The organism is Microbacterium sp. E-13 (assembly GCF_049912955.1).
GTDB lineage: Bacteria > Actinomycetota > Actinomycetes > Actinomycetales > Microbacteriaceae > Microbacterium.
Map to the genome: position 1 here is coordinate 696,854 of NZ_CP183973.1, position 16,594 is coordinate 713,447.

The window sequence follows — 16,594 nt, forward strand, 5'->3', positions numbered from 1 at the left end:
GAGCGCCGATGCGACGCGGCACGGCAGCCGGACTCGTCGCCGCCGGGGCGGTCGTCGCGACGGTGATCGGCGTGAGCATCGTGTGGCCCGGGCTCGACGCCCAGGAGACACCGGATGTCGACACGGCCGTGTGGGCGCTGCAGACCGGCGAGGGCCGGCGGTACGCGCGCGTGAACACCTCGGTGGGCGAGCTCGACACCGTTCGCAGCATCAGCAATCCCGACCAGGTGGTGCAGACGGGGGATGCGGCCTACCTCTTCAGCGACAGCTACAGCACGGTGACCCGCATCGACGCCGCGATGCCGGCCGACCTCGACGACGAGGCGCTGCGGTCGTCGCAGAAGACGCCGGCGGGCACCACCGAGGCCGTCACCGCGGGGGACTTCGTGGCGTACCTCACCGACTCCGGCGCGGTGTTCGCCGGGCGGCTGTCGAGCGGGTCGTCCACTCAGGTCGACCCGTTCCGGGGCGACGACGACCAAGCCCCCCAGTACACGGCCGAGGCGATCGCGGTCGACACCCGCGGCGTGCTGTTCGCCTACTCGCGCTCGGACGCCTCGGTGCTGCGCTACGACATCGGCGGCGGCGAGGTGCGCGGTCGGGACGCCCTCGACATCGAAGGCGTCGACGTTCCGGCGGTGACCGCGGCGGGCGACACCTGGGCGGTCGTCGACGCGGAAGACGGCGACGTGTGGCTGCGCGGGCAGGATGCCCCTTCCCGTTCGCCGACGACCGGCCCCCTGATCGTCGGCACGCCGGACGCGCACGGTTCCGCGATGTACCTCGCGGACGAGACGGTCCTGGTGCAGGTGCCCGCAGACGGCTCGGCCATGCAGAGCGTGGTGGGCGGCAGCGGCGGCGTCGTGCTGGGCACGCCGGCGCAGCCGGTCGCGCACGGCGGCGAGACGTACGCCGCATGGCTCGCGCCCAGCGATGCGGGTGGGCTCCTCTGGCGCTCGGACGGCGCGACGACCACGCTGGACTACGGCTCGGAGGTCATGCCCGACGATCGCCGGCCGGCCTTCGTCGCCAGCGGTTCGTCGATGATCCTGAACGAGACGCGGTCGGGGTGGGCCTGGTCGGTGCCCGACGGCGCCCTCATCGCGTCGAGCCAGGACTGGAGCCTCGACGACCGCACCGACCCCGAGGCGGTGCCCAGCGAGGAGCAGCTCCAGGTGGTGCTCGACCCGAAGCCGCCCATTGCCGAGCCCGACGCGTTCGGCGCGCGCGCGGGCGCGCTGGCGTCGCTGCCGGTGCTCATGAACGACCACGATCCGAACGAGGACGTGCTCACCATCGACCCCGCCTCGGTCACCGGCCTCGATCCGGCGTTCGGCACGCTGACGGTGACCGACGACGACCAGCGTCTCGCCGTGCGGGTGCAGCCCGGCGCGTCGGGCTCGGCGACGTTCTCGTACGCGGTCACCGACGGCACGGCCGCCGACGGGCTGCGCTCGCCGCCGACGACGGTGACGGTGACGGTGGCGGATGCCGCCACCCAGTCGCCGCCGGAGTGGTGCGGTGTGGATCGCTGCCTCGCCGAGTGGCCGCAGCCGGAAGTGGCGCGCGGTGGGACGGTGACGGTTCCCGTGCTCCCCGGGTGGGTGGATCCCGACGGCGACCCGCTCCTGCTGCTGTCGGTCGAGAACCTGACCGGCTCCGGCAGTGTCGCGGCCACGCCCGGCGGCGATGTCGTCTACCAGCACAGCGACACCGGCGACGGCGGCGAGCAGCTCGTCGAGCTCGCCGTGACGATCGCCGACACCCGGGGCCTGACCGCGGTGAAGTCCCTCGTCGTGAGGGTGTCGCCGCAGCCCCAGCTCGCCGCGCAGTCGTTCGCCGTCACCGACACCGCGGCGTCCGGCATCACCGTCGACGTCGCCGATCACGTCACCGGCACCGCCGGCACGCTGTCGCTGGACTCGGTGCGCGTCCTGGACGACGCTGCGGCGACCGCGACCGTCGTGGCCGGGTCGACGTCGTTCGACTTCTCGGCGAACGGTCCGGGGACGTTCCGCGTCGACTTCACCGTGACCGACGGCACGAGCGAGGCGACCGGAACGGCGCGCATCACGCTGCTGCCGGCCGACGCGCCGGCCCAGCTGGCGACGTCGCCGGTGGTGGCGTTCGTGCGCCCGCAAGAGGATGCGACCCTCGAGGTCTTCGACGCGGTGTCCAATCCGACGCGTCGCGTGCTGCTGCTCAGCGACGTGGTCGCCAGAGCGGATGCCGGTGCCACGCTGTCGGTCGACGCCGTGGGGCAGAACCATCTCCGGGTGTCGGGAACGACGGCCGAGGGCGCCGCCGGCCGGCTCGGCACCGTCTCGTACGTCGTCAGCGACGGCACGGAGGATGCCGGGGCGAGCGTGGTCGGCGAGGCGACCGTGTACCTGCTGCCGCCCGCACCGGAGCTGACGCCGATCGCCGTCGACGACACGATCGTGGTGCGCGCCGGCGCCCAGATCGACATCCCCGTCACGGGCAACGACATCTCGCCTTCGGGTGGCCGCCCGACCCTCAACCCGGCATCCGTCCGCTCGTCGTCCGGTGCCGCGCTCGCCTTCGCGTCGGGCGACCTGCTCCGCTATCTCGCTCCCGGCGAGCCCGGCGAGTACACCGTCGAGTACTCGGTCTTCACGACGGGTGCGCCCGCGCTCGCCGACACCGCGACCGTGCGCGTGCGGGTGATCGACGACGACGCCAACCGCCGCCCCACGGCTGACACCCTGGAGGGCCGGGTTCTCAGCGGCCAGTCGGCGCTCATCGCCTTCGACGACTTCGGAATGGATCCCGACGGCGACGTCGTGACGCTCGATCGCATCGTCACCCAGCCGGAGCGCGGTGCCGCCACCATCACGGCCGACGGGTCCGCCATCATGTACGCCAGCGTGCCGGGCGACAGCGGCCAGGTGTCTTTCCGGTATCGCGTCGTCGACTCCTTCGGCGAGGCCGCCGAAGGCACGGTGCGCGTCGGCGTGCTCGACAGTCAGGCGAATCCGAGCCCCGTCACCTTCACCGACTACGTGCAGGTGCAGGCGGGGGACGACAGCACCATCCGCGTCAGTCCTCTGTCGAACGACCTCGACCCGACGCTCGGGGAGCTGCGGATCACCGACGTCCGCCCGGACGTGCCGCGGACGCTCGTCGACGGCAGCGAGAATGAGCGGTTCGATCGCCTCGCCGGCCAGATCGCCGACGTCGACGACACGACGGTGCAGATCTCGGCCGGCGCCGAGCCCGGCACCATGTCGTTCCTCTACGACGTCGAGTCCTCGTCGGGCAACACGGGGCGCGGGCTGATCGTGGTGCGGGTCGTGCGCGAGAGCGTGCCCGACTACCCGGTCGTCACCGACACCGTCCTCACGGTCGAGACCCGGAGCGACTTCGCGCGCGGCGTGGACGTGCTCTCCGGCAACGTCACGTGGTCGGGCGGCGACGTCGCCGACCTCGAGCTGTCGCTGTGGGGCGATCCCGGCGACGTGTCGGTGCAGGGCTCGCGCCTGCGCGGGCCCCTTCCGGCGACGACGCGCCTCATCCCGTTCGCCGTGACGGGGGAGGGCACCGCGGGCGAGGTCACCTCCTACGGGTTCCTCCGCGTGCCGGGCGATGACGACGTCGCCCTGACGCTCCGTGCGGGCGCCGCGTCGCCCGAGGTGACCGAGCTGGAGTCGACCACGTTCGACATGGCGGGCCTCGTCGCCCAGCCGCGGGGCGCGACGCTCGAAGTCGGCGGCGAGGTCCGCGCGTCCGGTGCCCGGGCCGAGGCGCGCTGCGCCGTCGATGCGGGAACCGTCGTGCGCTACGACGCCGGCGCCGGCGCCCCCTGGGTCGACGCCTGTCAGGTTCCGGTGCGCCTGGCCGGTCAGGAGGACTGGACCTACCTCTCCGTGCCGGTCGTCGTGCGCCCGCGCGACCCGCAGCCCGAGCTGCGCGCCGGCTCGATCACCGTCGGCCCGGGTGAGACCGCCGCCTTCGATCTCCGGAACATGACGACATGGCAGCTGCGCGAGGACTGGGACGGCATCGCCTACGCCGTCGAGCACTCGGGCACCGCTTTCGAGGTGACGCAAGAGGGCTCCATCCTCACGGTCACCGGCGCCGACGCCGCCGCGCCGGGGTCCGAGGAGGCGGTGCTCGTGTCGATCACGAGCCACACGTCGGTCGGCCCGGCGCGCCTGATCCTGCGCGTGGGCGCGGCCCCCTCGACGCTGCCGCAGGGCGGTTCGGTGGTGCAGCAGTGCACGCAGGCCGCGGGAACCTCGTGCACCGTCCCGGTGATCGGCGTGGGCGGCGAGGTGAACCCGCTGCCGGGCACGCCGCTCGAAGTCGTCGGCGTGCGACCGACGGGCGCGTGCGTCGGCGTCGGCTTCCAGGTGGCGTCGGCGACGACCGTCACGGCGACGTGGACGACGGATGCCCCGGGCGCCACGTGCAGCGCCACGTTCTCGGTGCGCGATGCGCAGGGCCGCGTGACGAACGCCGAGCGGGACGGCCGGGTGCTGCTCGATCTGCTGGGCTACCCCAAGCCGCCGGCGAGCATCCGCCAGACGGCATACGCCGACGGTGCGGTCACCCTCCGCGTGGACCCCGGCGAGTCCCGCACCGCCTACCCCGAGGTCGGCGGATTCGTCGTCCGTTCCGGCGGGCAGGAGGTCGCGCGCTGCGCGGCCGACGGCGTCTGTCCCGCGATCGCCGCACCCAACGGCGAGCAGCGCGTCTACGACGCGTGGGCCGTGAACGCGGTCGGGGAGTCCCGGGGGAGCGTGCGCACGACCGCGTGGGCGTACGACGCGCCGCTCGCGCCGACGAGCGTCACGGCAGCTCCGGTGGTGACCGGCGACGGCGCCGGAGGACTCGTCTCGCTGGTGATCGACGGCATCGAGGCCCCCGAGACCGGGAGCGTCGAGATCTCGAGCGCCGGGGGCGAGACGGTCCGCGTGCCCGTGAACCGCAGTCAGACGCGCCTCGAAGTGCCGTCCTACCGCGTGGGCACCAACACCGCCTCGCTCGTGACCGTCACGCCGTACTCGCGGTTCGACGTGCCGCCGGGACTCGGGGGCAGCGCGACGGGCGCGACCGCCACCACGCAGGCGAACGGCGTGGGAAGCCCGCTGTCGCCGCAGCTCACGCTCAGCTCGGCTTCGAACGGCGACGGCACGTCGACCGTCACGGCCCGTGCCTCCGCCGATCGCAACGGTGACGGCTCGACGCTCCGCTACGGCATCGTGCCGGAGGGTCGTCGGTGCACCGTGAGCGACGACGGTGCGACGGCCACCTTCCCGGGTCTCGAGGACGGCGAGGAGTACGAGTTCCGCATGTGCGTCGAGTCGTGGTCGGACGGCGACTCCTTCGGCCGCGCCGAGACGACGGCGGCCGTCCGGGCCCACCAGTCGGGCCGGGCGCCGGAAGGCTGGACGTTCGTCGTCGACGGGACGCCCACCGTCCGTGAGAAGCGCGCCGACTGGCTGATCCGCGCCGATCCGACGTCGACGGAGCGGCTTCCGAACCGCAACCGCGCCGAGTTCTCGGGGTGGGACCCCGGAACCACCGTCTTCGGCCGGGATCCCGGCATCCAGGTGCGGTACGTCCATGAGTTCTGGGGCACCGCCACGGAGTGGTCGACGGTGACCCCGCGCGCCGGCAGTGCGCCCTACCAGGTGCAGGCGACGTGGGAGGTCACGTCCTGCGTGGGCGGGAGCCCGCTGACCACTCGAGGACAGTCGTCCCAGGCCCCCGACGGCTCGTCCGCGGACATCTCGTTCGGCAACTCCGGCCTGCGCTACTACGACGAGCGCGGCCGGCGGATCCCGCACACGGACGGCACGTGGGATGTGCCGATCGGAGCCGTCCGCGTCGAGGGGATCGCAGTGTCGGTCGACTGGGGCGCTCAGGGCTGGGGCCTCTCGCCCGCGAACAGCGAGTTCACCGCGGAATGCCAGCCCAACGACGCCGCGGCCCCCGACCCGAGCCCGGCGCCGTAGGCGCGGCATCCGACATCGATCACGGCAGAGGAAGCGACATGACCATCACGCAGGAGCAGGCCGACTGGTTCGCGCAGACGTTCGGGCAGATCGCCGACAACGTCGAGCGCGCCGTCCTCGGCAAGCGTCACGTCGTCGAACTGGTGCTCACTGGGATGCTCAGCGACGGGCACGTGCTCCTCGAAGACGTGCCGGGCACCGGCAAGACGTCGCTCGCCCGCGCGATGGGCCAGTCGGTGCAGGGAACCAACACCCGCATCCAGTTCACGCCGGATCTGCTGCCGAGCGACATCACCGGTCTCAGCGTGTACGACCAGAAGGAGGGGGTGTTCGAGTTCCACGCGGGCCCGATCTTCGCCAACATCGTGCTCGCCGACGAGATCAACCGCGCGAGCCCCAAGACGCAGTCGGCGCTGCTCGAGGTCATGGAGGAGGGCCGCGTCACGATCGACGGCGTCTCGCGTGAGGTCGGCGTGCCGTTCCTGGTGCTGGCGACCCAGAACCCGGTCGAGCAGGCCGGGACCTATCGCCTTCCCGAGGCCCAGCTCGACCGCTTCATGATGCGCACGTCGCTCGGCTACCCCGATCACGCGGCCACCGTCCGGATCCTGGACGGCGCGGCGGTCGCGACGGCCGACCTCCCGCCGATCATCACCCCGCAGGCGCTCGTCGGCATGGCCGACCTGGCCTCCCAGGTCTATGTCGACGCGCTGGTGCTCGACTACATCGCGCGACTCGTCGACGGCACGCGCACGGCCGACGAGGTGCGCCTGGGCGTCAGCATCCGGGGCGCGCTCGCCCTGACACGGGCCGTGCGCACGCGGGCGGCATCGCAGGGCCGCACCTACGGAACGCCCGACGACGTGAAGACGCTCGCCGTACCGGTGCTGTCGCACCGCCTGATCCTGCATCCCGAGGCCGAGTTCGACGGCGTCACACCCGAGACCGTGGTCGGGCAGGTGCTGCTCGACGTCGCACCGCCCTCGAGGCGCGAAGCGGTATGAGCACGCCCGAGCGCCGCGGCGGCTCCACCGGCACGGTGGAGCCGCCCATCACCCGCACCGTCCACGCCACCGGGACCGCGGGCCGCTCGTACCTGACGACGACCGCGAGCACCGCCACGAATGCGGTTCCCTCGCGGCGCGGCCGGGCGTTCGTGCGGGCCGCCGTCTGGGGCACGCACGCGTGGCGGGTGACGCGCTCGGCCATCGCGGTCGCGGCCGACTGGACCGCGCAGACCGTTCGTCCGGCGGGCCTGCTCGTGGCGCTCGCCGCGACGGCGGGTCTCGTGCTCGGGATCGTCTTCGGCTGGGTGGAGTTCCTGGTGGCGGGCGCGGCATCCGTCGTGCTGCTCGCCACGGCCGTCCCGTTCCTCTTCGGCGCCCGCGCCTACGACGTCGACCTCACCCTGTCCCACGAGCGCGTCGTGGCCGGCGACGGTGTCGACGGCCGCGTCGTGGTGCGCAACGACGGACACCGCCTCGCTCTGCCGGGCCGCATCGACATCCCCGTCGGCGCGGGGCTCGTGGAGTTCGGCGTCCCCCTGCTGCGCCCGGGTCAGTTCGTCGAGCAGCCCCTCGACATCCCCGGGCTCCGCCGCGGCGTCGTGCGGGTCGGACCCGCGACGACCGTGCGCGGCGACCCCATCGGACTGCTGCGGCGCGAGCACTCCTTCCCGGATGTCCACGACCTGTACGTGCACCCGCGCACGGTCGCCCTGCCGACGACGAGTGCCGGACTCATCCGCGACCTCGAGGGCGCGCCGACGCGGCGCCTGGTCGACGCCGACATGTCGTTCCACGCCATCCGCGAGTACGCGCCGGGTGACTCGCGGCGGCAGATCCACTGGCGCTCGACGGCGAAGACCGGCCGCCTCATGGTTCGGCAGTACGAGGAGTCGCGGCGCTCGCGCATGGCGGTCGTGCTCGCCGCTGCCGAGGCGGAGTACGCGGACGCCGACGAGTTCGAGCTCGCGGTCTCGTGCGCCGCGTCCCTCGGCCTGCGCGCCGTGCGCGATGCGCGCGACGTGCAGATCGTGACGGGATCCGAGATCCCCCGGGTCGTGCGGGGGCGCCTGCGCGCCATCCGCCACCTCCCCGCCGTGGCGCCGCGCCCGATGCTCGACGGCTTCAGCGGGGTGGAGCTGCTCGAGAGCACGATGCCGGTGGGCGAGGTGTGCCGCCTGACCGCCGAGGCCGGCGAGCGGCTGTCCGTCGCGTTCGTCGTCGTCGGCTCGCGGGTGCCGCTGACGCGGCTGCAGCAGGCGGCGCTCGCCTTCCCCGGCGACACGGCCGTGGTGGGCCTCATCTGCGACGAGCGCGCGCACCCCCGCATGCAGCAGCTGTCGGGCATGACCGTGCTGACCGTCGGCACCCTCGATGACCTTTCAGGCCTCCTGCTGCGGGGGGCGGCCTCGTGACCGGGCCGATCCCCGTGAGGGACGGAGCGGATGCCGCGCCCTCCGGTGAGAGCGGGGTGCCCGTGCTCCGCGCACACCGCGTGGTGCCCCGTGTGTGGATCGGCGCTGCTTTCGCCCTGGTGATCGCCGCGGTGGCGGCGGTCGCCGCGTGGCCCATCTACCGGTCGGGGAGCTTCGCCCTCCTGGTGGTCGCCGGCACCCTCGTCGGAGGGGCGATCGCCGCGATCTCCGCGTGGCGGCGCTGGAACGGCTGGCTCGTGACCGCAGCGCTCGCCGCCGCGGTCCTGGTGCTGGGCGTTCCGCTCGCGGTGCCCTCCCGGCTCGGCTCGTTCAGCGAGGCCGTGCGGGGTCTCGGTGAGCTGGCGAGCGGGCTCGTGCTCGGCTGGAAGGACCTCGTCACCGTCGAGCTGCCGGTCGGGTCCTACCGCAACCTCCTCGTCCCCGCCCTCGTCGTCTTCCTCGTCGGCACCTGCGTCGTCCTGCTGCTGGCCTGGCGCGACGACCGCGCGGCCTCTGCCGCGGTGCCGGTGGCGCTGGGAATGGTGACGTTCGGCCTCTTTTTCGGCCGCACGACCGTGAGCGCGCCCCTGCCCCTCGGCTCCGTCGTCCTCTACGCCCCGCTCGAGACCGCGGTGGGACTCGCGGGCCTGCTGACCTGCCTGTTCTGGCTCGCCCGGCGTACGCACGACGAGCGGGTCCGCGCATTGCAGCGGGCTGCGGCATCCAGCGGCGTCCGCATCTCGGGCCGCCGGACCGGAGCGGACCGCCGGCGCACCGCGCTCGGGGCGGGAATGGCCGCCGTCGCGCTCGTGCTCGCCGTCGCGGTCGTGCCCTTCGCGGCGCAGGGTTCCGAGCGGCGGGTGCTGCGCTCGGCGGTCGGGCCCGACATCGACCTCTCGGCCGAGGTGAGCCCGCTCTCGGAGTACCGGGCGCTGTTCGCGGACGGCCGCGCCGACGAGATCATGTTCACGGTCGACCCGGTCGCCGCCGCCGACGGATCGGAGGTCGCCCTTCCCGAACGCGTGCGCATCGCGACACTCGATGCGTACGACGGCGAGGTCTTCCGCTCCGGCGGCGAGGGCGCGGTCGACGACGGGCGCTTCGTGCGGGTGCCCTCCGTCCTCGACGCCGGCGAGGGCTCGCCCGTGGCCGCCCGCATCGAGGTCGCCGTGTGGGGCGAGATCTGGATGCCGACCGCCGGCCGCCTCTCGACGGTCGAGTTCGACGGGGACCGCTCGGCGTCGCTCGCCGACCGGTTCTACTACAACGCCGCGGCGTCGGCGGGCGTGCAGACGGCCGGAGGAGGGCTCCACTCCGGCGACGCGTACGTCGTACGGGGCGTCGAGCCCTCGGTCGCGGAGCTGGCGCAGCTCGAGCCCCCGGGAAGCCCGGGCGGGCTGTCGGCGCCCGACAGCCTGCGGACGTGGATGGACGAGCACGTCTCCGGATCCGGCGGCACCGCCCTCGCCGGTCTCGTGTCGCTGCTCCGCGAGCGGGGCTACCTCAGCCACGGCCTCGCCGAGGGCGAGAGCGAGCCGGAGTGGGCCGCGGCGCTTCCCGGCTACTCGTTCCAGCCCAGCGCGTCGGGGCACTCGCTGGCCCGCGTCGACGCCATGTTCGCGCGGCTTCTCGAACGCGAGACCGACGCACGTGCCGCGTCATCCGGCAACTACGTCGCCGCCAACGGCGACGACGAGCAGTTCGCCGCGGCGGTGGCGCTGATGGCTCGCGAACTCGGCTTCCCCTCGCGGATCGTGCTCGGCGCGCGCCTGGTGGCCGGCGACCCGGGACTGGCGACCTGCGACGAGGGAGTGTGCCGCGCGCAGGACCTCACGGCGTGGACCGAGGTGCAGTCCGCCGGCGGGCAGTGGGTCGCCGTCGACGTCACGCCGCAGTACGCCACGTCGCCGAGCCTCGACGTCACCGAGCAGCGCGATCCCGAGAACGTCACGGAGGTGCGGCCCGATTCCGTGGAGGAGGTCGTGCCTCCCGACCCGGCCCAGGAGGACTCCCCGGAGGAGCGAGCCCCTGACGACGACGCCGCACTGGACCTCGCGTGGCTGTGGCCCGTGCTGCGGATCGGCGGGATCGCCCTGCTCGTGCTCACGCTGGCGCTCGGTCCGTTCCTCATCGTGCTCGCCGCCAAAGCCGCTCGGCGCCGGTCCCGCCGGCGCGCCGACACGCCCGCCGCACGCATCGCCGGCGGCTGGGACGAATACGTCGACGCGGCCGTCGACGCCGGGCGCCCCGCATCCCGCTCGCTCACCCGCACCGAGCTGGCGGCCGCCTTCGCCACGCCCGCGGGCGCCGAGCTCGCCCGCGACGCCGACCGGGCCGTGTTCTCGGCCGCCCGGCTCACCGACGAGGAAGCCGTGCGCTACTGGGCGGCCGTCGACGCCGAGCGACGCGCACTTCGCATAGGGAGCGGTTTCTGGCGCGGAGCACTGGCGACCGTATCGTTGAGATCGTTGTTCCGTCCGACGGCGTCCGAACCTGGCCGTCGTACCCGATACGCGGAGAGGGGGAGACGACGGGCAGAGCCCGCGCGTCCCATGCCATGAACGCCACTGATGCCACCGCTGCCATCGCCGGCACCCTGATCAGCCTGCTCCTGTTCGCCGCCCTCTACATCTGGGTGGCGCTCGCGCTCTCGGCGGTGTTCCGCAAGTCGGGCGTGGAGTCGTGGAAGGCGTGGGTGCCGGTCCTCAACACGATCGTGCTGCTGGAGCTGGCCGGACTCTCGCCGTGGCTGGTGGTGCTGGCCTTCGTCCCCTTCGTCAACATCGCCTTCCTCGTGGTCTTCGCGATCGCCCTGTACCGCGTGAACCTCGCGTTCGGTTACGGCGCGGGCATGACCGTCGTGGGCCTGCTGCTCTTCCCCGTCTGGGCGTCGATCGTCGGCTGGGGGAGTGCGCGCTGGGTGGGACGCGAGACGGATGCCTCCTCCCGCGCCGGTGCCGGGGTGCGGCGCAGCCCGTCCGAGGCGGCAGAACTCCCCGCCATACCGCCCTTCCCCGCCACCTCGTGGTCGGACGAGACGCGGGCGTCGGGCGCGCCTGCTCCGGCAGCCGCCTTCGCGCCGCCCGCGTACGCGCCGCCGATGCCGCCATCCCCGGCCTCCTTCCCGTCCAGGACGAGCGGCTCCGAGGCGCCCGCGCCGGTGGCGCACGGCTTCGTCCCGCCCGTGCCGCCGCCGCCCGCCGCGCCCGCCGCTGACCGATCCGGCGACGTCCTCGCGCCCGGGTCCGGGCCGGCCGCCGACGCCTCGCCCGGTGGGTGGACGCCGCCGGCCGCTCCGGGTCGACCCGTGGCGGCGGCTGCCGTCGAGGGCGGGGCGCACCGGACCGACGGTGAAGACGCGGATCCCTGGCAGGGCTTCGCACTCGACGGGGCCGACCTGAGCGGCGAGATCACCGGCGCGTTCCCAGGCGCGCCCGGCCCCATCTCGGCCGTGCCGGCCGCCGGACCGGTCGGGTCCGTCCCGCCCGCGGACGCGGCCGCAGCCGCTCCCCGCCGGGCGTCGGCGGAGACCTATACCGCTCCCGCCGGTGCGACCAGCGAAGAGATCATGCGGCCGCCGGTCTCCCGCGTTCCGGCGGGAGGGGAGCCGGGCGACGACCGCGTGCCGTGGGCGCCCGCTCGTTCGCCGATGAGCGAGGCGGATGCCTTCCCCGAGGCCTCCGGACCGGTCTCGGCGATCGTCGGCGCACCCGACGCCGGATCCCCGCGCTCGGCACGGTCGTCGGTGTCGGCGTTCCACGCGAAGCCCGAGATCCCCGACGAGCCGGACGGCCTCGACGAGACGATCATCGCGCGTCGCAAGCGCACCGACTGGACGCTGGTGCCGCCGACCGGCGACCCCGTCTCGCTGTCGGCCGAGGTCGTCATCCTCGGCCGCCGACCGGCGCGCGACCCCGACTTCCCCGGCGCGCAGCTCGTCTCGATCCAGGACGGCACGGTGTCGAAGACGCACGCCCGGCTGCAGCTGCGCGGCGACCGCTGGTACGTGACCGACCTCGACTCCACCAACGGCGTGCTGTTCGCCACGGTGATGGGCACCGAGGTCGAGGCCCCTCCCGGCGAAGAGGTCGAAGCCGGCGACCGGTTCCTGCTCGGCGACGCAGAGGTCCGGCTCAAGCGGAGCGACGGGTGATCGATCCCGACGACGAGCACACCGCGATCTCGCGGCGTGCGGCGGCGTCGCGCGACCCCGAGGAGCGCCGCCCGGAGCCCGACGCCGACACGACCCGGGTGGTCCGGGACGCCTCGCGCGCCGGCACCACCGTTCCCGCTCCCGGTCCGCTCCGCGAGAGGGACGTCGCCGCACCCGCGCCCGCCGGCAGTCCTTCACCGCAGGATCGCGTCGCCACCCCGCCGCGGGCCGGAGACAGCTACCCCGCGCGGCAGGTCCCGCCTCCCGCAGCCGCTCGCGCCGAGCCGGTGCGCCGCACACCCCAGGAGTACGTCGACAGCGGCGCCGTCGAGGCCCGCCTCCGACGCCGCCGGCGCCGGCGTGCGATCGCGGCCGCGGTCGCAGCATCCGTCCTCGTCGTCGCTGCCGCGCTGGCGCTGGTACTGCTCCTGACCGTCGGCTGAAGCGATGCGCGCCCGCCGATAGCACGAGGAGCGCGGCACCCCGCACCGGCTCGCCGCGAGGGCTGCGCAGGCGTGTTTGCCCGTCCCCCGAAACCCACGTATCATAGACCGGGTGTGCGCTCACGCGCGCCGTCGAACGTGCCTCGGCATGTGGGCGGCCGGGCGAGCGCCGCATCTCAGGGAACGGCCTGCGAACAGGCCACCCCCACGGCATACCCACCACGAAAGCGCGACAGTCATTCTGCCGTGCCGGCGGGTCCGCGTGAGCCCGCAGCGTCACGAATCGCAAGATCCGGATGCTGAGGGGGAGACCACGACGCTGTCACCGTGCAGCACAACAAGGAGAGAACGTGCCAACCATTCAGCAGTTGGTTCGCAAGGGTCGCTCGCCCAAGGTCTCGAAGACCAAGGCGCCGGCGCTCAAGGCGAACCCGCAGCAGGCGGGTGTCTGCACCCGCGTGTACACGACCACCCCGAAGAAGCCGAACTCGGCGATGCGCAAGGTCGCCCGTGTCAAGCTCCGCAACGGCACCGAGGTCACCGCGTACATCCCCGGCGAGGGCCACAACCTGCAGGAGCACTCGCTCGTGCTGGTCCGTGGCGGTCGTGTGAAGGACCTCCCCGGTGTCCGCTACAAGATCGTCCGCGGTGCGCTCGACACCCAGGCAGTCAAGAACCGTAAGCAGGCTCGCAGCCGCTACGGCGCGAAGAAGGGCTGAGAAAGATGCCTCGTAAGGGACCCGCCCCGAAGCGCCCCGTCGTCAACGACCCGGTCTACGGCGCACCGATCGTCAGCCAGCTGGTCAACAAGATCCTCGTGGACGGCAAGAAGTCGCTCGCCGAGTCGATCGTGTACACCGCACTCAAGGGCGTCGAGGCGAAGAACGGCCAGGATGCCGTCGCCACGCTGAAGAAGGCGCTCGACAACGTGCGCCCGACCCTCGAGGTCAAGAGCCGCCGCGTCGGTGGCTCGACCTACCAGGTGCCGGTCGAGGTCAAGCCTCACCGCGCCAACACGCTCGCCCTCCGCTGGCTCGTGAGCTACGCCAAGGGCCGTCGTGAGAAGACGATGACCGAGCGCCTCCAGAACGAGATCCTGGACGCCTCGAACGGCCTGGGTGCCGCGGTCAAGCGCCGCGAAGACACCCACAAGATGGCCGAGTCGAACCGCGCCTTCGCGCACTACCGCTGGTAACCAGCCGCAGAGCGTCTCGTCTCGCTCGTACCTCGCTCGCTCGACGACCGGACCCCGGCCGTTGAGCGAGCGAGGCGAGACGAAACGCCCCAGAACCACCTCCAACCCGTAAGGACACCCCGTGGCACAAGAAGTGCTCACCGACCTCAACAAGGTCCGCAACATCGGCATCATGGCGCACATCGATGCCGGCAAGACGACGACGACCGAGCGCATTCTGTTCTACACGGGCGTCAACCACAAGATCGGCGAGACGCACGACGGCGCCGCCACCACCGACTGGATGGAGCAGGAGCAGGAGCGCGGCATCACGATCACGTCCGCCGCCGTGACCTGCTTCTGGAACAAGAACCAGATCAACATCATCGACACGCCCGGCCACGTGGACTTCACGGTCGAGGTCGAGCGCTCGCTGCGCGTCCTCGACGGCGCGGTCGCCGTCTTCGACGGCAAGGAGGGCGTCGAGCCCCAGTCCGAGACCGTGTGGCGTCAGGCCGACAAGTACGACGTCCCCCGCATCTGCTTCGTCAACAAGATGGACAAGCTGGGCGCCGACTTCTACTTCACCGTCGACACGATCGTCAACCGCCTGAAGGCCAAGCCGCTCGTGCTGCAGCTCCCCATCGGCTCGGAGAGCGACTTCGTGGGTGTCGTCGACCTCGTCGAGATGCGCGCACTGGTGTGGCCCGGCGACGCCAAGGGCGACGTGACCATGGGTGCCAAGTACGAGATCCAGGAGATCCCTGCCGAGCTCGCCGACAAGGCCGCCGAGTACCGCGAGATGCTTCTCGAGGCCGTCGCCGAGTCCGACGAGGAGCTTCTCGAGAAGCACTTCGGCGGCGAGGAGCTCACCGTCGCCGAGATCAAGGGCGCGATCCGCAAGCTCACCATCGCCTCGGAGATCTACCCCGTGCTCTGCGGCTCGGCGTTCAAGAACCGCGGCGTGCAGCCGATGCTCGACGCCGTCGTGGACTACCTGCCTTCGCCGCTCGACGTCCCCGCCATCGAGGCGAAGGACCCGAAGAACGAAGAGATCATCATCGAGCGTCACGCCGACCGCGAGGAGCCGTTCGCGGCGCTCGCGTTCAAGATCGTCACGCACCCGTTCTTCGGTCGCCTCACGTACATCCGCGTCTACTCGGGTCACCTCGACTCGGGCGCCCAGGTCGTCAACGCGACCAAGGGCAAGAAGGAGCGCATCGGGAAGATCTTCCAGATGCACGCCAACAAGGAGATGCCGGTCGACTCGGTCACCGCCGGCCACATCTACGCGGTCATCGGCCTCAAGGACACCACCACCGGTGACACCCTGGCGGACTCGAACGCCCAGGTCGTGCTCGAGTCGATGACGTTCCCCGAGCCGGTCATCGAGGTCGCCATCGAGCCGAAGACCAAGGCCGACCAGGAGAAGCTGGGTCTGGCGATCCAGAAGCTCGCCGAAGAGGACCCGACGTTCCGCGTCGAGCAGAACGCTGAGACCGGCCAGACGGTCATCAAGGGCATGGGCGAGCTGCACCTCGACATCCTCGTGGACCGCATGAAGCGCGAGTTCAAGGTCGAGGCCAACGTCGGCAAGCCGCAGGTGGCGTACCGCGAGACGATCCGCAAGACCGTCGAGCGTCACGACTACACGCACAAGAAGCAGACCGGTGGTTCGGGTCAGTTCGCGAAGATCCAGTTCGCGCTGGAGCCCATCGAGGTCACGGCCGACAAGATCTACGAGTTCGAGAACAAGGTCACCGGTGGCCGCATCCCGCGCGAGTACATCAGCCCGACCGACCAGGGCTTCCAGGACGCCATGAACGTCGGCGTGCTCGCCGGCTACCCCATGGTGGGCGTCAAGGCGATCCTCCTCGACGGCGCGTCGCACGACGTCGACTCGTCCGAGATGGCGTTCAAGATCGCCGGCTCCATGGGCTTCAAGGAGGCCGTCCGCAAGGCGAACCCCGTCATCCTCGAGCCGCTCATGGCGGTCGAGGTGCGTACTCCCGAGGAGTACATGGGCGATGTCATCGGCGACCTGAACTCGCGTCGCGGCCAGATCCAGTCGATGGAGGACGCCCAGGGCGTCAAGGTCGTCCGTGCACTGGTCCCGCTGTCCGAGATGTTCGGCTACATCGGCGACCTGCGCTCGAAGACCTCGGGCCGCGCCGTGTACTCGATGGAGTTCGACAGCTACGCCGAGGTGCCTCGCAACGTGGCTGACGAGATCATCCAGAAGGTCAAGGGCGAGTAACCCTTCACTCCGGGATGCCTCGGTCCTGCGCTCGTCGAAGAGGCAGGGGCGTCCCGGAGCACAACTTCACACAGAATCACCAGAACCGTCTCCACTAAGCTGGAGATATCCCCGTAGAAGACCGGCGCACACCAGCGTCCGGAAGTTCTACACGAACGTCCTGAGGA

9 protein-coding genes are annotated in these 16,594 nt (G+C 72.1%); all 9 read left to right on the plus strand.

What is annotated here, in order from left to right; all coding sequences use genetic code 11:
* Positions 1-8 precede the first annotated feature (8 nt).
* On the plus strand, positions 9-5,981 hold the full coding sequence (locus ACN9MP_RS03160) for an Ig-like domain-containing protein (RefSeq protein WP_426323874.1): 5,973 nt from the start codon (positions 9-11) through the stop codon (positions 5,979-5,981).
* 38 nt (positions 5,982-6,019) lie between these two features.
* Positions 6,020-6,985: an AAA family ATPase gene (locus ACN9MP_RS03165; protein WP_426323876.1), complete on the plus strand. Its 966-nt coding sequence runs from the start codon at positions 6,020-6,022 to the stop codon at positions 6,983-6,985.
* Positions 6,982-8,400: a DUF58 domain-containing protein gene (locus ACN9MP_RS03170; protein ID WP_426323878.1), complete on the plus strand. Its 1,419-nt coding sequence runs from the start codon at positions 6,982-6,984 to the stop codon at positions 8,398-8,400. Before ACN9MP_RS03165 ends, ACN9MP_RS03170 begins: the two co-directional genes overlap by 4 nt.
* Positions 8,397-10,961 (plus strand): transglutaminaseTgpA domain-containing protein, encoded by a 2,565-nt coding sequence (locus ACN9MP_RS03175; RefSeq protein WP_426323880.1) that lies wholly within the window; start codon positions 8,397-8,399, stop codon positions 10,959-10,961. Before ACN9MP_RS03170 ends, ACN9MP_RS03175 begins: the two co-directional genes overlap by 4 nt.
* Positions 10,958-12,553: a DUF5684 domain-containing protein gene (locus ACN9MP_RS03180; protein WP_426323882.1), complete on the plus strand. Its 1,596-nt coding sequence runs from the start codon at positions 10,958-10,960 to the stop codon at positions 12,551-12,553. Before ACN9MP_RS03175 ends, ACN9MP_RS03180 begins: the two co-directional genes overlap by 4 nt.
* Entirely contained in the window at positions 12,550-12,996 is a 447-nt protein-coding gene (locus tag ACN9MP_RS03185; protein ID WP_426323884.1) for a hypothetical protein, read from the plus strand. Before ACN9MP_RS03180 ends, ACN9MP_RS03185 begins: the two co-directional genes overlap by 4 nt.
* Positions 12,997-13,346: 350 nt before the next feature.
* Complete coding sequence (rpsL, locus tag ACN9MP_RS03190; RefSeq protein WP_018171438.1) at positions 13,347-13,715, plus strand: 30S ribosomal protein S12; 369 nt, start codon at positions 13,347-13,349, stop codon at positions 13,713-13,715.
* A 5-nt stretch (positions 13,716-13,720) separates the two neighbouring features.
* The gene (rpsG, locus tag ACN9MP_RS03195) at positions 13,721-14,191 is read left to right on the plus strand and encodes a 30S ribosomal protein S7 (protein WP_056117669.1); all 471 of its coding nucleotides are present in this window, start codon (positions 13,721-13,723) and stop codon (positions 14,189-14,191) included.
* A 121-nt stretch (positions 14,192-14,312) separates the two neighbouring features.
* Complete coding sequence (fusA, locus tag ACN9MP_RS03200) at positions 14,313-16,427, plus strand: elongation factor G (RefSeq protein ID WP_426323887.1); 2,115 nt, start codon at positions 14,313-14,315, stop codon at positions 16,425-16,427.
* Positions 16,428-16,594 lie beyond the last annotated feature (167 nt).